General features: G+C 47.8%; 4 protein-coding genes. All 4 read left to right on the top strand.

Going from position 1 to position 21,995, the window contains the following annotated elements; genetic code table 11:
• Positions 1–28: 28 nt before the first annotated feature.
• Positions 29–4,075, top strand: a complete 4,047-nt coding sequence (locus P6910_RS07805; RefSeq protein ID WP_317145704.1) for a hypothetical protein — start codon at positions 29–31, stop codon at positions 4,073–4,075.
• A gap of 95 nt (positions 4,076–4,170) precedes the next feature.
• Positions 4,171–9,873, top strand: coding sequence for a hypothetical protein (locus tag P6910_RS07800; protein ID WP_317145703.1), 5,703 nt, complete (start codon positions 4,171–4,173; stop codon positions 9,871–9,873).
• Entirely contained in the window at positions 9,870–15,602 is a 5,733-nt protein-coding gene (locus P6910_RS07795; protein ID WP_317145702.1) for a hypothetical protein, read from the top strand. The genes P6910_RS07800 and P6910_RS07795 overlap by 4 nt, the downstream gene beginning before the upstream one ends.
• A gap of 209 nt (positions 15,603–15,811) precedes the next feature.
• Positions 15,812–21,988 carry a hypothetical protein gene (locus tag P6910_RS07790; RefSeq protein ID WP_317145701.1) on the top strand — a complete coding sequence of 2,059 codons (6,177 nt, stop codon included), beginning with the start codon at positions 15,812–15,814 and terminating at the stop codon, positions 21,986–21,988.
• Positions 21,989–21,995 lie beyond the last annotated feature (7 nt).

Here is a 21,995-nt window from a genome sequence, read left to right as displayed (position 1 = left end):
TAAAAGTACTCAGCTTTGAGGTAGTAAAATGACAAATGCCCGCTCCAATGCACTAAGCCTTGCAGTGGCCATTGCAATCAGCTCTTCCATCATTGGCACAGACGCACTGCCCGATCGCAGGCTTCAGACAAAATTTGTCTATATTCCGGGCAATGAACCTGTGGAGTTTACTCAGCGTGAAGCCATAGTTAAACCAACGTTAGACGATGACTCGCTGCCAATACTCAAGTCCTTTACAACCACCTATCCTGCTCAGGCTGAAGCCAGAGCGGGCTATGAGGCTCCTTCTGAAGACTTCACAGGCGTTCTTTCTGGTATCGAAGGTGGGGTTTCCAGTGTTGACCTGTTTGAAACCGACGAAAATGACGCTGCTCAGAAGTATACCAAAGTCCTCAAGGTCGGTAACGAGGGGGTATTCAAGTTCACCCATAACCTTGAAGACAACAAACTGGTCATTGAAGTCAGAGAAGCAATGACCCATCAGGCGTCAATTGAAGCTGTTCGTGCTCAGTTAGATGGCATCCAATCATTACAACCGTTGACGAAAGTGGCCAGTCCCAAACAACTGGTCCGAGTGCTGAACGCTGCCCACACAAGAGCAGGAAATCTTGGCGCAAATAATCACTATGCAGCCCTTGCCACCATTGAAGCAGATGAAGTGGAGGTGAACGGGCGCACCTTTATGCGTCTCATCGCAGCAGGCGATCCGCCTCCTGGATTGCAAAGTCTGGGTCAAACGCTCTTTGTCAATGATGAAGCTCTTTTCACAGCAGCCACCCTGGCTTATACCCAGGTCCATGTTCTGGAAGAAAACTTGCAACAGAAAGCCCTGACTGATCTGCTGTCATACCTTAAACCCGTTGGCTATGTTGTACACGTCGATGGTGAGACACAGGCTTATCCTGTACCTGCTGGTTATCCAATACTGGAAGTGACTGAGACTGCGGAGGAGATTATTTTTTTCCGTGGCCAGAAACAGCATCCGTCCGATGTCGTCTTTGTGCAAGATGTTCTCTACCCTCTTCTGGAAGAATTTAACGGCTATCCCCCCGTTCCCGAAGGCACTGCAAAAGTCAAAGCAGACAAGGTCAAAACCTACCAGTACGTCATTCGAAGCAGACAGATGGTACTGCTGGAGGAGTTAGCTGCACAGCACAACACCGGACTTAACGAAGATGGACTGGCGACACGATCATATGAAGAGAAACTGGTGGCGCTTGCATACTATGAAGCTTTTCAGCAGGCATTGAGCAGTGCTGCTCCAGATGGAGCAGATGAATTTGAATTCACTACAGGACACGTCAGAGTCGTTTCTTCGGTCATCACGCCAACCTGGATGCATACTCAACTCGTAAAACACTTCGGCTTCAAACCCGCGCTTAAAGACCTTCTCGCTAACCGATATTTTGTTCAGGATATTCATAAACTGATACCCATCATCAACAAAGTGTCTGGCGATTCTTCTGCCGGAGACGAAAGCTTTGCTTCCAAAGTTATTGGCGACCTTGCCGGGCAGATGCTTGGGATGGAAAGCGAACTGGAAGGGCTGCTGGTAAGAGAGGCTGAACTCGTTGAGCTAGTCGAGCTGGTCGAAACATTGCATCGCAAAACGACAATAGCCACTGCCAGTAGTGAGATAAAGCCGAGGGTAGAGCAACTCATACAGCAGGCTGAGGATGAGCTTAAAGAGCTTCGTCAGGTGTTGAAAGAGACGAAAAACTCGATAAATCAGCTTAAGCAGGATAACAAGCGAGTCCCGGAGCTGGAAAAACGAGTTCGTGATGCCAGAGCTAAAGCCACAAACACTCGCAACACTGAACTGGCAGCAGAGCTTGGTATTGATAACTGGGATGATACCCAGCCACCGGAAGAGCAATCGAGACTCATCAGAAAAAAAATTCATGAAATCAACCAGGCGGTGGCCGCAACATTTGACGCAACAGGACAGCCTGATAAAGAAGCTGCAATCAAAGCTCGCTATATAGCTATTGCCGCACATTTGAACATTCAGGATTTTGATGGCAATGATGATGTTGACGCACAAAAAGAACGCCTGCTTCAGAAACTTAAGACAGTGAACGCTCAACAAGAAAGCCTGATTCACAAACTTCAGACAGCGAATGCCCAGCTCGATGAGGAGGACGCTTACACCGGGACCAGAAAAGGTGCACCGGCAGCGGCACTTGCTATTGAGCGCATTACAGCCATCGAGAATGATCTTGACAGGCAAATATCTCGTCCGGGCCCGAAACCAGGATACGTTCTTGATCGTGAGCTAGCCACTGCTATAAGAGCATTGGAAAAAGTCGTGGGTCTCAAACCCGCACCTGCTGACACCAATGAACGACGGGTTAACGCCCAGAGAAACAAACAGGTACAACCAGACAGTGAGGATGGTGCTGCCGGCGAGATCGGGCAACTGATCCGGGAACTGGCTCTCAAGAAACAAGCCCCGGAAGCTGCAATAGACCTGGCAGAATTAGCAGCCTTTCGCTTCTTCGAATGTGACCCCGGGAATCTGAAAACCTTCTCAAAATACTTTGCTACCCATTCTGCTATTGGCAGCAAGATCATAACTTTGCTGCATGAAGGACGTTACAAACACGGCATCGATGTATCTCGCTTCAAGGCCGTTGTCCGGATGCTGTCCGACAGCGGTGCTGAGGAATTCATACAGAGCACCTTTTCTCCTGTAACTGTTACAACAACCGGTCCGGAAGGTATGAAAGAGTCTGTTGACGGCATGAAGGAGTATGCGGCTGCTGTCATCGCCAACTATGCTCTTGACGATATTGCCTTTGAAAATGGTCGTAAGACACTGGCATTCCTGACCAGTGTTCATAATACCCTGACACCCTATGCCAATGCTGCTGGCCTGTCTGAATCAGACCTGCCCAAGATTATCCATGACACATTGATGCAGGCTCGTGCCGTAGCGGTTGAGCAACAGCTATCGGACTACTGGATTAAACCTTCAGCCTTTCTGGTACAGGCTGTCACCTGGTACTACACCAGCTACAAACCGCTACTGGTAACCCATACTGCCCGGCAGGCTGCCGGGCTGTCCCTCTCGAACATGTCGTTCCTCTATCTTCTGGATCTGACCAACAGGGGCGATTACCTGCACCGGATGCTCACACCTTTCCAGCACTGGTTGGAACGCTTCGGTGTTGATCTTGACCGGACCGACCAATACGCCTTCCACAGCGGAATTGAACAGGTCTCTGAAGTGGGCGGTCTGGCCATGCCATTGGGTAAGGCCGCTGCTTCAGTCATTCTGCTAAGAACTGGTTCAATATTGTTTGCCAGACAGTACAACGCCAATCCCCACAGGTATCTCAGCATTTCCCGCCTGGTGCCCGAAATACTGAGATCCATGGGTTCCGGACAAGGGGTTCAGGTACCGCTGCTGCAGCGGGTGACACCGCAAAAAGTGAAAACGCTGGCCTCAGCCACAGGCGGTCTCGTGCTGGGTCCGATAGCCACTGTCGGATCATACGTCCATGGACTTATATTCGGATTAACCTATGCTCAAACCTTCGGATTCGCTCTGGCGTCGAGTCTCACTTTCGACTTCTTTATAAACGACAACAAGATACTCACTCAATGGCTGGGTGGCCCCCTGGGCCGAGGCCTTGACAAGATGCATCGCTGGACAGGCTTGGGTGAAACGCAAGATGAATATGTGAAACGTACCGCTATTGACTCGCCTCAACGCTTCAATGAAACCGATGAAGCGTATGCAAACCGTGTTAAAGCCAGCAACAGAATGTATGGCTGGACTCGACACGAAAATTATCTGCAGTTCCGCGAACGCCGTGATCGCACCATAAAACTGTTTGAGAATAGCTGGGAGAAATATTTCAGGGAAAATGTGCCTAAATGGTCATTTTCCCATGCAGAAAGTATTCCTTACTCCTACACTCTGGGTGCTCTCTATGAGTTGCAAAAGGATGGTGATCAGAAAGTTCACAGTCATGATAAGAGTAATGCCCCTCAATCAAGCTTTCCATCGGCAACCTCAGCAAACCACCGTGATACTGGTGAACATTTTAGTTTACCGGAACAGCCATGAGCGAATAACAGCCATGAGCGATTTTAAAAGTTGCTTCCTCAGGTGCAGCAATCACTTTTCACGGTAATAAAAGTTCTCAGCTCTGAGGTCGTAAAATGACAACTGCTCACCCCAATACCTTAAGCCTTGCAGTAGCCATTGTAATCAGCTCTTCCATCATTAGTACACAGGCACTGGCCGATCGCAGGCTGCAGACAAAATCTTTTGATATTCTGGACAATGAATCTGTGGAGTTTACCCAGAGTGAGGTCATAGTTCAGCCAACATTAGGTCATGACCAGCAACCCATACCCAAATCCTTTACAACCACCTACCCCGATCAGACTGAAGCCAGAGCGGGCTACGAGGCTCCTTCTGAAGGCTTCACAGACGTTCTTCCCGGCATCGAAGGTGGCGTTTCCAGTGTTGATCTGTTTGTAACGGACGATAATGACGTTGCTCAGAAATACACCAAAGTCCTCAAGGTCGGTGATCAGGGGATCTTCAAGTTCATCCATGATCTTGCAGAAAAGAAACTGGTCATTGAAATCAGAAAAGGAATGACCGATCAGAATTCAATTGCGGCTGTTCGTGCTCAATCAGGTGATATCCAACCATTAGAACCGTTTACGAAAGTTGCCAACCCTGAACATCTGGTCAGCGTGCTGAAAGGTGCCAATGAAAGAGCAGGAAGCCTTGGCGAAATGGAGAACTATGTTGCCCTTGCCACTATTGAAGTAGACCAGGTTGAAGTGAACGGGCGCACCTTCATGCGACTTATCGCTGCAGGCGATCAGCCTCCTGAACTGAAACGCCTGGGTCAATCGCTCTTTGTCAATGATGAGGTGCTTTTAGCAGCAGCCACCTCTGCCTATGCCCAGGTTCACGTTCTGGGTGAAGATTTACAACAGGAAACTCTGAATAAACTTTTGTCCTGCCAGAAACCCGTCGGCTATGTTATCAACGCTGAGGATAAAACGCTGGCTCAGCCTGTGCCTGCGGGCTTTCCAAAACTTGAAGTGACTGAAACCCCGGGGGAGATTATTGTTTTCCGTGGTCAGAAGCAGAATCCGACTGATATCGCTTTTATGGAAGGTATCTATGACGTCTGGATGGAAGAGTTCTACAACAGTCCCCGCCCTCGAGAAACGATACAGGTCAAAAAAGACAAGGTCAAAAGCTACCAGAACATCATTAGAAACAGACAGATAACACTGCTGGAGGAGTTAGCTGCAGAGCACGATAATGGAATTGTCAATGGTGCAGCAGATACATCGTTTTCATACCATGGCAAAGTCGTGACACTTGCGTATTATGAATATCTCCAGCAAACATTGACCTGTGCCAGTTCAGATCGAGCTGATGAATTTAAATTCATGATGCCACACGTCAGATTCATTTCGTCGTTCATCACGCCGACCTGGATGCATATCCAACTCGTAAGACGCTTCAGATTCAAACCCATACTTGAAAATCTTCTGACTAACCGGGATTTCATTCAGAATATTCATCAAATAATTACCTCAGATATCGCCGTATTTTCTGATGATTATTTTGACGATCCTCTTAGCGAACAGGAAGGCTTTGCTTCCAAAGTCAGGCGCAAATTTGCCTTGCAGCTGATTGAAATGGAAAACGAGCTGGAAAAGCTGAGGGCAAAAGAGGCCGAACTCACCGATCAAAACGAATTAACAGGACTAAAGCAATATTTTGAGGATGAGCTTGCACAGCTTCGTGCCAGAGTAGAAGAGCAGGAAAACCAGATAAAGACACTTCGGTGGGTAGCCGATCAAATTCCACTGCTAAAAAAACAGGTGCACAATGCCAGAACTGATGCCACAAAAGCTCGCAACGCGCAACTGGCAGCAGAGCTTGGCATTGATGACTTGGATGTCACTCAACCCCCCGAAGAACAGTCCAGACTTATCAGCAGAAAAATTCATGAAATCCACCAATCAGTTGCCACAAGGTTTGCTGCAACAGGACAGCCTGTGGAAGATGCTTTAGATCTTCAGCAACAGAGCACCAGAACAGAGGCTGAAACGCCAGACCACCGCCCTGAAGTACTTCGGAAACTCACTGCTGTGGAAAAAACCCTGAAGATGGTCGACATCGATAGCGACAGCGATGTGTATGATCGTCGGAACGCCATTTCTGAGAAAATTCAGACATACTTTAACGAGGCTGAGCAGCGGGCAGAGGAAGAGGCGCTGGATACGCTGAAAACCGCAGAAGAAATACTCGGGATTCAGGTCAGTGAAGGTGATAACAAACTGGAACGACTTGACAGGGTTCGTAAAAAACTTGATGACAATAATGTCATCAAAAAAATAACGGAGCAGCAGTATCATGCCCTCTGGAGAGAAGATACCAAACCTGCTGATTACAAAAAAAGGAAAGGTAAACATGAGAAGCTCCTGCTTTATTCCCATCTTGCCTTTCATGTCGAAGATGCAGATCTGCTAGTCAAAGGACGACAGAGTGTGATGCTTCGAGATTTAGAGAACGATCTGGGCATCGACACAAATGAAAACGCTGCTGCCAGGAAAAGGGACAAGGCTTTAATTGCTAAACTGGCCGATGATCTGAAAGTAGAATTAAAAAAAGATGTCGGCAGACAAAAACATGTGCAAGCCCTAAAGTCCAGAATTTCGGAATTAAGGTTAAAAATATTCCACCGCTATGAAGATGAAGGTTTATCAAGAGATATAAACAATGAAATTGCTCATCAACTCAACATTGAAGACTATAAAAATAATGCCTGTGTGAATGATCAGATCGATCTCATTGAAGAAACACTCTCAAAAATGACCAAAGAGATGTACAAAGTGTTTCGGCCTACCTTCGCTGAGCGCATCGCAGTCATTGAGAATGAGCTTGACAGGCAAATGGCCCGGCTGGGACCAAAACCCCGATACTTACTTGATCGTGAGGTAGCCAGAGCCAGGCAAGCAGTAAGAGAAGCTGAAAATGAGCTGGAAATGGCTGACCGCAAAATGGGTATTTTTCTCCAACATGCCCGGGGTAATATCGCTCTCAATCAGGAAATGAAAAAATTTCAGACCGAGCTGGGCCTGTCTGCAGGTGACGAACAAACCAATAAAGAGCGAGCAGAGGAGATCATAAATTTCCTGCTGGGGTACAGTGCAGACGTACGATATAAAATCATTGAGAAACTGAACGCCAAAACAAATCTGGAAGTCTCAATACATGGCGACCCCGCTTCGCTGCAAGAAGCTAATTACGTTCTTGCTGTTGATCGCTATACATACACTCCGCTTCATGCCGCAGCCGATGAAATCGATGGAATACGGGGTGAACTGCCTTTAACCAGAAAAAAGTACGCTCAGGTCACGGAATTCCTGCGTGAGCACGACAGAAAAAGTATGGATTTAGCCAATGCAATGGCTGAAGAAGTTGCTGCACGAGAAAATCTGGTTCGCAAAGAGCAGCAGATGTTCGACTACGAAAACATCAATGGGAACCCATCAAGCTCAGATAAAATCGATCGGGATCGGCTGAATTCAGCCCTGCATCATAAATATCAAGCTGCATTAAGTGCAAAACAGGACCTGGCGGATCATGACGCGTTTCTTGAAGCCACTGAAGCAGCTGTGGGTCTTGAACCTGACGCTTCTGACACCAATGAACAACGGATTAATGCCCTGAGAAACAAACAGCTAGAACTGGGCGGTGATGATGGTACTGGCGGCAAGATCCGGCAACTGATTGAGGAACCGTCCCTTCAGATGCGTCTGGAAGCTGAACTTGAAGCCAGGAAAGCAGACGTTGTGAGAATGGAAAAAGTCCTGAAGGCTGCCGAAGAAGCCGTCAAGAATGACCGCAGTCTCATCCAGTACTCAGAGAAACAGGCAAAACTTCTGGCCGATATGAACGACTTCATGCAGCAGCACCCTATCAAAAAACAAGCTCTGGAAGCCGCAGTTGACCTGATAGGAGCAGCAATGGAGAACGATAAGGCCATGCCATTTCTTTCGATTTTCAATTTTGACGATGAATTTGCATCCATTCGCGTGCAGGCAATGGCCGGAGACAAACTGACGTTTAAACAGGCCAGTCAGATTGTGGAAGTTTTTAAGAGCCTGAAGACCACCTTTCCGAAATCCCCTACCGCCTCCCCGGAAGGTCAGCCCGAAGATACGTTGGAAGAAATCGAGATTATGGTGCTCAACGCCATGTATGAGATGCAAATGGGGTTTCAACCATTCAAAGACGAAATTCGCGGGATTGGCAAAACCGCCATAGACTTCGCCGGGCATGAACCGGAAGAGCTGAATAGCTTCTCGGAATACTTCGCTGCCCATTCTGCCAGTGCTAACAAGATCATTACTCTGCTGCGGGAAGGCTCAATCAGCAAGGTTGAACTTGAGAACTACATAAAGGCCGTCAGAGGTATTGATGGTTATCAGACAGTGGACGAATTTGAACACTTGCTTGGCTACAAACACGGCGTCGACGTGTCTCGCTTCAAAGTCGTTGTCGGGATACTGTCTGATGAGGGGGTTGATGAATTCATTCAGGCTGCCTTTAATCCTGTGACCGTGATGGCCACTCACCCGGCAGGTATGAAAGAGTCTGTTGTCGGCATGAAAGAATATGCAGCTGCGGTCATCGCCAACTACGTTCTTGACGATATTGCCTTTGAAAATGGCCGCAGGACGACAGCCTTCCTGAGCAATCTTCAGGATACCCTGACGCCTTATGCCAATGTTGCTGGCCTGTCTGAATCAGACCTGATCAAGGCAATCCATAACACATTGATGCTGGCTCACGTTGCAGCGGTTGAGTGGCAGCTCAATGATTATTGGGTCAAACCTTCAGCCTTCCTGGTACAGGCTGTCACCTGGTACTACACCAGTTACAACCCCCTGCTGGCGACCCATACCGTCTGGCAGGCTGCCGATCTGTCCCTATCCAACATGGCGTTCCTCTACCTTCTGGATCTGACCAACAGGGGGGATTACCTGCACCGGATGCTCATACCTTTTCAGCACTGGCTGGAACACTATGGTGTTGATCCCGATCGCACCGCGCAATATGCCCACCACAACGGCATTGAGAAAGTTTCTGAAGTGGGCGGGCTGGCCATGCCATTGGGCAAAGCCGCTTCTTCAGTGATTCTGTTGAGAACCGGTTCTATGCTCTTTGCCAGACAGTACAACGCCAACCCTCAAATGTATCGCAGCATTTTCCGTCTGGTGCCCGAAATAGTGAAATCCATGGGTTCTGGACAAGGGATTCAGGTACCCCTGCTACACAGGGTAACACCACAAACAGTGAAAACGCTGGCCTCCGCCACAGCGGGTCTGGTGCTGGGCCCCATTTCCACTGTTGGAGCATACGCTCATGGTCTTATATCCGGATTTACCAGTGCTCAAACCTTCGGATTTGCTCTGGCATCGGGTCTCACTTTCGACTTCTTTATGAACGACAACAAGATGCTCACTCAATGGCTGGGTGGCCCCCTGGGCCGCACTCTTGACAGGATTAATCGCTGGCGAGGCGCAGGTGAAACGGACGCTGAATATGAGATACGTAACGATATTGCTTCGCCACAACGCTTCGGTGAAACCGATGCAGCCTATACAGACCGTGTTGAAGCAAATGACATGATACATGGCTGGACTCGACACGAAAATTACCTTCAGTTCCGTGAACGCCGCGATCACACCATGCAACTATTTGAGAATGGCTGGGAGAAATACTTCAGGGAAAATGTGCCCAAATGGTCGTTTTCCCACGCAGAAAGTATTCCTTACTCCTACACTCTGGGTGCCTTCTTCGAGGTAGTCAAATGACCCATGTCCGCCCCGGTGTATTAAGCCTTGCAGTGGCCGTTGCCGTCAGTGCTTCCATGATAGCTACACCGGCACTGGCCGGTCGCAGGCTGCAGACAAAATCTGTCAATTTTCTGAGCTATAGACATGCGGAGTTTACCCAGAGTGAAGTCACTGTTCTGCCAGTTGTAGGGGATGACCAGCAGTCAATACCCAAATCCATTACCACCCTCTACATTGATCAGGATCATGACAGAACGAGCTATGGTATTCACTCTGTAGGCTTTACAGACATTCTTTATGATATTGATGGTGGCGTTTCCATTGTTGATCAATTTGAAACAGGCGAGAATGACGTTGCACAGAAATACACCAAAATTCTGAAGGTGGGTAATAAAGGAATCTTCAGGTTCACTCATAACCTTGAAGAAGAGACACTGGTCATTGAAGTCAGAGGCACAATGACCGACCAGGATTTAGTCTGGGCTGTTCATCGTCTATTAGTTGGCTGTCGATTATTAGAACCATTAACGAAAATCGCCCACCCCCAACTGCTGCATGCTGTGCTGGGAGCAGCTGATGACAAGGCAGGAGACCTTGGCGCAAGTGATCACTATGTCGAACTTGCCACCATTGAAGTAGAAAAAGTTGCAGTGAATGGGCGTACCTTCATGCGTCTTATCGCTGCGGGCGATCAGCCTCCTGAGCTGCAACGTCTGGGTCAATCACTCTTTGTCAATGATGATGTTCTTCTGGCAGCCGCCGCTTCTGCCTATATCCAGGTTCACGTTCTGAAAAGGGATTTACAACAGAAAGCTCTTAATGAACTGTTAGCACACAACAAACCCGTCGGATATGTTGTCCACGTCAAGGGCAACAAACAGCTATATCCTGTGCCCCCGGGTTACCCAAAGCTGGAAGTGGCAGAAGCTCCGGGTGAGGTTATCGTCTTCCATGGTCAGAAGCCAAATCCCCATGATCTCACTTTTGTAGAAAACCTCTATAACCTCTGGAAAGAAGCGGAGGCTGACAACCCCATCCCGTCAGTGGCAACAAAGGTTAGAAAAGGTAAGGTCCAAACCTACCAGTACGTGATTCAAAGCAGGCAGATGGCAGTGCTGGAGGAGATTGTTGCGCGGCACGGTACTGAACAGCCAACGGCGCTTACAAACGAAGATAAACAGGCAATCAATACACTTGCATGCTACGAATTTCTCCGGCAGGCATTGGTCAGTGCTACTCCAACTCAAGCATCTCCAGCCGCTCAATTTGAGCTCACACCAGAACACATCAGAGTCACTTCGTTAGCCGTCACGCCAACCTGGCTGCAGATGCAATTCGCAAAACACTTCAGCTTCAAACCCGTGCTTGGAGATCTTCTGACGAACCAGAATTTTGTTCAGGGTATTCTGAACCCCGTTGCCGCCGAATTACAGACCGATGTTGCTTACCAGGACGATTCGTTTGCTGCCAAAGTCAGGGCCGACATGGCCAGACAGCTGGTTGTGAGGGAAGAAGCCCTGGCACTTCAACTCAGGCAAAAAATCGAAGTTAAAGCTGAGCATAAGCTTGCACGGACTCTTTCATTGCTGGAAGGAGTGCAAAACCAGTTGCAGAAACTTCAGCAGGAAGTCGCGCAAATTCCGGCACTGAAACAAGAAGTTCGTGATGCCAGAGAAAAAGCCATAAAAATTCGCAACCTTGAGCTGGCAGAAGCGCTTGGTATTGATCACTGGGATGATACCCAGTCACCCGAAGAACAAGCCATACGCATCAGAGAGAGACTTAATGACAAAGACACTGTAAAAACAAATCTGGCCGCTATTGAAGGCCAACTCGGTATTACTCCAGATAATGAAAACGACCTGGGTCCCCGCTTTCAGTCCATTCAACAGCACCTGTCGGCACTGATACAGCCAATACACGACAGATCTCATATTCTTGCAGATTTGAAAGAAGAAGCGGAAGACATCAGATCACCAGGCCATACCAAAGCCATGCCTGAAGTAGTAGAGAAACTGACGGCTGTGGAAAAAGCCCTGAAGATGGATGACCTCGATAGAAAAAACGATGTCTATGACTGTCGTCACGCCATTTCTAAGGAAATTCAGACATACATCAATGATGTCAGACAGGATGCAGAGGAAAAGGCGCTGCATATACTCAAAACCATAGAAGAAATCATCGGGATCAAAGTCAATGAAGAGGATGACAACGCAGAGAGACTTAACAGGGTTCGTAGCAAACTTGAGAGCGATGATGTCACCGAAAAAATGCTGGCAGATATAGATATTAGCCTCTGGAACAAAAACATCTCACCGACTTACGAAACAAGGAAATTAAAACTTGCGAGGCTGCAAGGGCGTCTTAACTTTTTTGTCGAAGATGTCGATGAGCGAATCACAAAACAACAGATAGTGCTGCTAAAAGCTGTAGAGGAAAAGCTGAACATCGACATTAGCGAAAACTCTGTGGCTAAAGAAAGAAGCCAGCTTTTCATTGCTACACTGGCTGATGTCCTGAAAGTAAAATTTAGAAAAGATGCCAGCCTGGATGAAAAAAAGGATGCTCTAAGTACCAAAATTTGGTTATTAACGGATGAAGCAGGCGAACTCTATAACCATGAAAGTGTCAAAAGAGATAGAAACAATGAAATAGCTCGTCAACTCAACATTGAGAATTATAAAGAAGATGCTCCTCTCAAAAACCAGAACCGTCTGATTGCAGCGACACTCGAGCGGCTGGATAAAGAGGTTTTCAATGCGGGTCAGCCCGATGTTAATGAGCGCATTGCAGCCATTGAGAATGAGCTTGACAGGCAAATGGCTCGTCTGGGACCTAAGCCCCGATACGTTCTTGATCAAGAGCTGGCCAGAGCGCAAGGAAGCATAGAAGAAGCTGAAACTGAGCTGGAGGAACTTCATCGCAAACTGGCTGCTGTTGATCGTAAACAGGAGGTATTGGCAGATTCTACTGACGTCCCCACTGACAGAGATAGTTACATTACGGCTCTCAATAAGTCACTGAAAGACATTCATGTCAGGTTTGGCCTGACACAGAATGATAATCAAACCCCTGAAGACCTATTAAACGACATCGAACGTTTTCTTCAGGAAAGCGAATACTATGCAGAAAAACGGGTTGACCTCATTCATCAACTGAACACTATCATTAACGCCGTGAAAATCCCTTTTGAGTTTGACTATGATAATCATTTAGAAGGAGCTAATTACATTAATGCCATTAGAGACTATCAAGCGTCTCATGGTAAGGATAAAGTCAATCACGCAGAGGGTGAATTGCCAGAAACCAGGAGAAAGTACATTCAGGTTACACAATTCCTGCATGAGATTGACAACTCCAAAGACATAGATCCGAAACCTAAAACCAATCTTGAACACAATAAAGAAATACCGGACTTAGTCCCGGAACAGAAAAAAGTAAAAATATCAAAAGCACTGGAAACTCTGGAGGATCATGAAGCAAGTCTTAAAGCCATTGAAAATAATCTGGGTCTTAAGCCAGACTCCACTGCTTCCCATGACGCCCGGATTGATGCCCTGAGAAACAGACAGCTGGAACTGGGTGGGGATGATGGTTTTGGCGGCAAGATTCTGCAACTGACACGGAAACAGCAGAGTCTGAAAAGAGAAGCGGAGGGCAAAAAAGCGGAATTAGAGATATTAAGGGAAGTCCTGAGAGCTGCAGAGGAAGCCGTCGAAAATGACGGTGGTCCCTTCCGGTACTCATCGAAACAGGCAAAACTTCTGACCGATATCAAGGACTTCATGCAGCAGCACCCTCTCAAAAAACAAGCTATGGAAGCCGCAATTGGCCTGCACCTGGCAACAATGGAGAGCGATAAGGGAATGCCATTTCTTCCGGTTTTCAATTTTGACGATGAATTTGCATCCATTCGCGTACAGGCAAACGCCGACGACAAAGTGACATTTAAACAGGCCAGTCGGATTGTGGAAGTTTTTAAGAGCCTGAAGACCACCTTTCCGAAATACCCTGTCCAGCCCCTGTATGATCAGCCCGAGGATGCGCTGGATGAAGTTGATATTCTGGTGCTCAATGCCATGTATGAGATGGAAATAGGGTCTCAACCATTCAAGGACGAAATTCGCGCCATGGGCAAAACAGACATTCACTTCGTCGAGCATGAACCTGAGGATCTGGAAAGCTTTTCGGAATACTTCGCTACCCATTCTGCCAGTGCTAACAAGATCATTACTCTGCTGCGGGAAGGCTCGATCAGCAAGGTTGAACTTGAGAACTATATAAAGGCCGTCAGAGGTGTTGATGGTTATCAGACAGTGGACGAATTTGAACACTTGCTTGGCTACAAGCACGGTGTCGACGTGCCTCGCTTCAAAGTCGTTGTCGGAATACTGTCTGATGAGGGGGTTGATGAATTCATGCAGACTGCCTTTAATCCTGTGACCGTGGCGGCCACTCACCAGACAGGTATAAGAGAGTCTGTTGACGGCATGAAAGAGTACGCAGCTGCGGTCATCGCCAACTACGTTCTTGACGATATTGCCTTTGAAAATGGCCGCAGGACGGCAGCATTTCTGAGCAATATTCAGGATACCCTGACAGCTTATGCCAATGTTGCCGGCCTGTCTGAATCAGACCTCATCAAGGCAATCCATAGCACATTGATGCAGGCTCAGGTCGCAGCGGTTGAGTGGCAGCTCAATGATTACTGGGTCAAACCTTCAGCCTTCCTGGTACAGGCTGTCACCTGGTACTTCTCCAGCTACAAACCGCTACTGGTGACTTATACCGGCTGGCAGGCTGCCGAGCTATCCCTGTCAAACATGGCGTTCCTCTACCTTCTGGATCTGACCAGCAGGGGTGATTACCTGCACCGGATGCTCATACCTTTCCAGCACTGGCTGGAACACTATGGTGTTGATCCCGATCGAACCGCGCAATATGCCCACCACAACGGCATTGAGAAAGTTTCTGAAGTGGGCGGACTGGCCATGCCATTGGGCAAGGCCGCTTCTTCAGTGATTCTGTTGAGAACCGGTTCTATGCTCTTTGCCAGACAGTACAACGCCAACCCTCAAATGTATCGCAGCATTTTGCGTCTGGTGCCCGAGATAGTGAAATCAATGGGCTCCGGACAAGGGATTCAGGTACCCCTGTTGCACAGGGTAACACCACAAACAATGAAAATACTGGCCTCCGCCACAGCCGGTCTCATGCTGGGCCCAATTTCCACCGTCGGAGCTTACGCCCATGGCCTTATATCCGGATTCACCTATGCTCAAACCTTCGGATTCGCTCTGGCGTCGAGTCTCACTTTCGACTTCTTAATGAACGACAACAAGATGCTCACTCAATGGCTGGGTGGACCTCTGGGCCGCAGTCTTGACAAGATGAATCGCTGGACAGGCCTGGGTGAAACGCAAGATGAATTTGTGAAACGTACCGCTATTGCCTCGCCTCAACGCTTCAATGAAACCGATGAAGCCTATACACACCGTGTTAAAGCGAGCAAAACGATGTATGGCTGGACTCGACATGAAAATTATCTGCAGTTCCGTGAGCGCCGTGATCGCACCATGAAGATGTTCGAGAATAGCTGGGAAAAATACTTCAGGGAGAATGTGCCTAAATGGTCATTTTCTCATGCAGAAAGTATTCCTTATTCCTACACTCTGGGTGCTTTATTCGAGTCAGGGACTGAAGTGCCTGAGGAAGCCTCCATAGCCATGAATGCATTCCTTCCCTGAAAAATCACTCAATTATACGGGCATTGGGCTTTACCACTGCGAACTGAGTTCGCTTCTGGCGGATTCTTCACTTTGAACTAGATTCACTCAACAGCTTACCGGAACAACCATGAGCGATTGACGGCCATGAACCGTTGTAATGTGCTTCCTCTCCAGGTATGGCAATCACTTTTCAAGGTAACAAAAGCACTCAGCTCTGAGGTAGCAGAATGACAAATCCCCACCACAATGCATTAAGCCTTGCAGTGGCCGTTGCGATCAGTTCTTCCATCATTAATACAGAGGCACTGGCTGCTCGCAAACTGCAGACGAATGCCTATGTTTTGGGCAGCGGAAATGTTGTGAAACTTCGTAGTGAGGTCATGGTTCAGCCAACTTTAGGTGATGACCAGCAGCCAATACCCAAATCTTTTACCACCACGTACCCTTATGAGCCTTCAGAGGGTCACGGCTTTGTCTCTACTACTATGAGTTTTACAGAAATTCTTTATGGTATTGGTGATGGTGTTTCCAGTGTTGATCAGTTTGAAACAGGCGAAAATGACGTTGCTCAGAAATATATCAAAGTTCTCAAAGTAGGCGATGAGGGAGTCTTCAGGTTCACCCACAACCTTGAAGAAAAGGAACTGGTCATTGAAGTCAGAGGCGGAATGACCGATCAGGATTCCGTGGAGATTGCTCGTGATCAATTAGTTTGGAGTTCATCATTACAACCGTTAACGAAAATCGCCAACCACCTGCAACTGGCTAAAGTTTTGAAAGCCGCTGCAGAAAGAGCAGGAAACCTTGGCTCAAATGATCACTATGTTGGCCTTGCCACCATTGAAGTTGAAAAAGTTGAAGTGAATGGGCGTACCTTCATGCGCCTTATCGCTGGGGGCGATCAGCCCCCTGAACTGCACCGTCTGGGTCAATCACTCTTTGTCAATGATGAGGCTCTCCTGGCAGCTGCCGCCTCTGCCTATATCCAGGTTCATGTACTGGAAGAGGATTTACAACAGAAGGCTCTAAACGAACTACTGGCATACAACAAACCTGTCGGCTACATAGTAGACGCTGAGGATGCCACAGGGGTTTATCATGTGCCTGCGGGTTATCCAAAGTTGGAAATAGCAGAATCTCCGGGGGAGGATATTGTTTTTCATGGTCTGATGCAGAATCCGGATGATGTCGCTTTCGTAGAAAAGCTCTATAAATTCTGGATAGAAGCTGAGGGTAATAATCCCGTCCCTGAAGTAAAAGCAGAGCTTAACAAACGCAAGCTCAAAAACTACCGGTACGTGATTCGAAGCAAGCAGATGGCGGTGCTGGAGGAGTTAGTTGCACGGCACGATGCAGACGTTGACAAAGATCAACTGACGGTGCTTTCAGACGAGGATAAACTGGCGGCGCGTTCGCTTGTATATTACGAATCCCTCCAGCAGGCATTGGCGCTGGCTTCTCCAGGTGAGGCGTATGGATCAGGTGAATTTGAGTTCACACCAGAACACATCAGAATCGCTTCATTAGTCATCACGCCAACCCGGATGTACAGGCAACTCTTAGAACACTTCGGCTTCAAACCCGTACTTAAAAATCTTCTGATGAACCCGCACTTTTTTCAGCATATTCGCAAAGTGTTACCCGTTGTCGGCGATATCAAAGAAGCACAGATCGATCTCTGGAAAGACGAAGAGTTTACTTTCAGAGTCATGACCGACATGGCGAGACAGCTTTTTGAGTTACACAACGACCTGGAGGAGCTGCGGATAGAACATGCCAAACTGGGCAAGCTAAACGAAAAAATATTTCGTGAAACGGCAGCAGAACTTGGTATTTATAATTGGGATAATACCCAGACACCAGAAGAACAAGCCATACTCCTCAGAAAAAAAATTCATGAAATCACCCGGGAGTTGGCCACAACCTTTGCTGCAACAGAACAGCCTGACTATGAAATTATAATTACAATACTGGCAGCCGTTGAAGATCAGTTCGGTATGACCCCGGACAATAAAAACGATCTTCTTGCCCGCTTTCAGTCTGTTCAGCAGCATATACAACATAAGACAGGCCTGGCCGACGATGAGGCTCCGCAGAGACTGGCAAACCTTGAAAGTAATCTCGGCCTGATTTCTGACGACAAAGATACCCCGGAAACCCGTCAGCAGGCCATTCTGCAGTTCCTTGAACAGCAGGAAGCTCTGGTCCAGCGACATATTCTTCCGAGAACCATTATAGAAGCTGGAAAAGCAGCTGCAATCAAAGCCCGCTATGCAACCATTGCCGCACATTTAAACATTCAGAATTTTGATAGCAGTGCAGATGTAGACACTCAGCAAGAACACCTGCTTCAAAAAATCGAGGAAATGAATGCTCACAAACAACTCATGCTTCAGAAAATCAAGACAATGGATATTCAACAAGATGTCCTGCTACATAGAATTGAGACACTGCATGGCCAAGATAATTCTTACACCGAAGCCAAACAAAATGCTCTGGCAGAAATTCTTGGTATTAAACTGAGTAAAAACAGCGTAGAAAAGAATCAGGACGTTCTGGAAAAAGCCGCATTCAGGGTGGTCCACAGTCTTGCACGCCTAGAAAAAGAACTGAAAGAGATCAGAACGCCAGACCACCCCAAAGCCAGCCCTGAAGTGCTTCGGAAACTCACTGCTGTGGAAAAAACCCTGAAGATGGTCGACATCGATAGCGAGGGCGATGTGTATGATCGTCGGAACGCCATTTCTGAGAAAATTCAGACATACTTGGCCGGGCAGCGGGCAGAGGAAGAAGCGCTGGAGGTGCTGAAAAACACAGAAGAAATACTCGGGATTCAGGTCAGTGAAGGTGATAACAAACTGGAACGACTTGACAGGGTTCGTAAAAAACTTGATGACAATAATGTCATCAAAAAATTAACCGAGCAGCAGTATTATGCCCTCTGGAGAGAAGATACCAGACTTGCTGATTACAAAAAAAGGAAAGGTAAACATCAGAAGCTCCTGCTTTATGCCCTTATTGCCGATGCAGATCAGCTAGCCAAAGGACGACAGTATAAGATGCTTCAAGCTTTAGAGAGCAATCTGGACATCGACGCGTTTGATAACGCTGCTCTCAGGAAAAGGGACAAGGCTTTAATTGCTAAACTGGCCGATAATCTGAAAGTAGAATTAAAAGATGTCGGCCTACAAAGACAGGTGCAAGCCCTAAGGTCCAGAATTCCGGAATTAAGGTTAAAAGTATTCCACCGCTATGAAGATGAAGGTTTATCAAGAAATGTTAACAATGAAATTGCTCATCAACTCAACATTGAAGGCTATAACAATAATGCCTGTGTGAATGATCAGATCAATCTCATTGAAGAAACACTCTGTAAACTGAGCAAAGAAATGTCCAAACTGGGTTGGCCTACCATTACTGAGCGCGTCGCAGCCATTGAGAATGAGCTTGACAGGCAAATGGCCCGGCTGGGGCCAAAACCCCGATACTTACTTGATCGTGAGGTAGCCAGAGCCAGGCGAGCAGTAAGAGAAGCTGAAAATGAGCTGGAAATGGCTGACCGCAAAATGGGTATTTTTCTCCAACATGCCCGGGGTAATATCGCTCTCAATCAGGAAATGAAAAAATTTCAGACCGAGCTGGGCCTGTCTGCAGGTGACGAACAAACCAATAAAGAGCGAGCAGAGGAGATCATAAATTTCCTGCTGGGGTACAGTGCAGACGTACGATATAAAATCATTGAGAAACTGAACGCCAAAACAAATCTGGAAGTCTCAATACATGGCGACCCCGCTTCGCTGCAAGAAGCTAATTACGTTCTTGCTGTTGATCGCTATACATACACTCCGCTTCATGCCGCAGCCGATGAAATCGATGGAATACGAGGTGAACTGCCTTTAACCAGAAAAATGTACGCTCAGGTCACGGAGTTTCTGCATGAGCACGACAGGAAAAGTATGGATTTAGCCAATGCAATGGCTGAAGAAGTTGCTGCACGAGAAAATCTGGTTCGCAAAGAACAGCAGATGTTCGACTATGAAAACATCAATGGGAACCCATCAAGCTCAGATAAAATCGATCGGGATCGGCTGAATTCAGCCCTGAATCATAAATATCAAGCTGCATTAAGTGCAAAACAGGACCTGGCGGATCATGACGCGCTTCTTGAAGCCACTGAAGCAGCTGTGGGTCTTAAACCTGACGCTTCTGACACCAATGAACGACGGATTAATGCCCTGAGAAACAAACAGCTAGAACTGGGCGGTGATGATGGTACTGGCGGCAAGATCCGGCAACTGATTGAGGAACCGTCCCTTCAGATGCGTCTGGAAGCTGAACTTGAAGCCAGGAAAGCAGACGTTGTGAGAATGGAAAAAGTCCTGAAGGCTGCCGAAGAAGCCGTCAAGAATGACCGCAGTCTCGTACAGTACTCAGAGAAACAGGCAAAACTGCTGACCGATATGAACGACTTCATGCAGCAGCACCCTCTCAAAAAACGAGCTCTGGAAGCCGCAATTGGCCTGAACGAAGCAGCAATGGAGAGCGATAAGACCATACCCTTTCTTTCGGTTTTCAATTTTGACGATGAATTTGCACCCATTCGCCTGCAGGCAATGGCCGGAGACAAACTGACGTTTAAACAGGCCAGTCGGATTGTGGAAGGTTTTAAACGCCTGAAGACCAGCTTTCCGAAATCCCCTGTCATCCCCCCGGAAGGTCAGCCCGAAGATGTGCTGGAAGAAATCGAGATTATGGTGCTCAACGCCATGTACGAGATGGAAATAGGGTCTCAACCATTCAAAGACGAAATTCGCAGGATTGGTAAAACAGCCATAGACTTCGCCGGGCATGAACCGGAAGAGCTGAATAGCTTCTCGGAATACTTCGCTGCTCATTCTGCCAGTGCTAACAAGATCATTACTCTGCTGCGGGAAGGCTTGATCAGTAAAGTTGAACTTGAGAACTATATAAAGGCCGTCAGAGGTGTTGATGGTTATCAGGCAGTGGCCGAATTTGAACACTTGCTTGGCTACACACACGGTGTCGATGTGCCTCGCTTTAAAGTCGTTGTTGGGATACTGTCTGATGAGGGAGCTGAGGAATTCATGCAGACTGCCTTTAATCCTGTGACCGTGATGGCCACTCACCCGGCAGGTATGAAAGAGTCTGTTGTCGGCATGAAAGAATATGCAGCTGCGGTCATCGCCAACTACGTTCTTGACGATATTGCCTTTGAAAATGGCCGCAGGACGACAGCCTTCCTGAGCAATCTTCAGGATACCCTGACGCCTTATGCCAATGTTGCTGGCCTGTCTGAATCAGACCTGATCAAGGCAATCCATAACACATTGATGCTGGCTCATGTTGCAGCGGTTGAGTGGCAGCTCAATGATTACTGGGTCAAACCTTCAGCCTTCCTGGTACAGGCTGTCACCTGGTACTACACCAGTTACAAACCCCTGCTGGCGACCCATACCGTCTGGCAGGCTGCCGATCTGTCCCTATCCAACATGGCGTTCCTCTACCTTCTGGATCTGACCAACAGAGGGGATTACCTGCACCGGATGCTCATACCTTTCCAGCACTGGCTGGAACACTATGGTGTTGATCCCGATCGCACCGCGCAATATGCCCACCACAACGGCATTGAGAAAGTTTCTGAAGTGGGCGGGCTGGCCATGCCATTGGGCAAAGCCGCTTCTTCAGTGATTCTGTTGAGAACCGGTTCTATGCTCTTTGCCAGACAGTACAACGCCAACCCTCAAATGTATCGCAGCATTTTGCGTCTGCTGCCCGAGATAGTGAAATCAATGGGCTCCGGACAAGGGATTCAGGTACCCCTGTTGCACAGGGTAACACCACAAACAATGAAAATGCTGACCTCTGCCACAGCGGGTCTGGTGCTGGGCCCCATTTCCACCGCTGGAGCATACACCCATGGCCTTATATCCGGATTTACCAGTGCTCAAACGTTCGGATTTGCTCTGGCGTCGGGTCTCACTTTCGACTTCTTTATGAACGACAACAAGATGCTCACTCAATGGCTGGGTGGACCTCTGGGCCGCACTCTTGACAGGATTAATCGCTGGCGAGGCGCAGGTGAAACGGACGCTGAATATGAGATACGTACCGAGATTGCTTCGCCTCAACGCTTCGGTGAAACCGATGCAGCCTATACACACCGTGTTGAGGCAAATGGCATGATACATGGCTGGACTCGACACGAAAATTACCTGCAGTTCCGCGAGCGCCGCGATCGTACCATAAAACTATTTGAGAATGGCTGGGAGAAATACTTCCAGGAGAATGTGCCTAAATGGTCGTTTTCCCATGCAGAAAGTATTCCTTACTCCTACACTCTGGGCACCTTCTACAACTGGCAACGGGGCGATGATAGTCACTGAACCCAGC

It is taken from the genome of Endozoicomonas sp. 8E (genome assembly GCF_032883915.1).
Taxonomy (GTDB): domain Bacteria; phylum Pseudomonadota; class Gammaproteobacteria; order Pseudomonadales; family Endozoicomonadaceae; genus Endozoicomonas_A.
The sequence above is the reverse complement of the archived record's forward strand: the minus strand, read 5'-3'. Positions and strand labels throughout refer to the sequence as shown.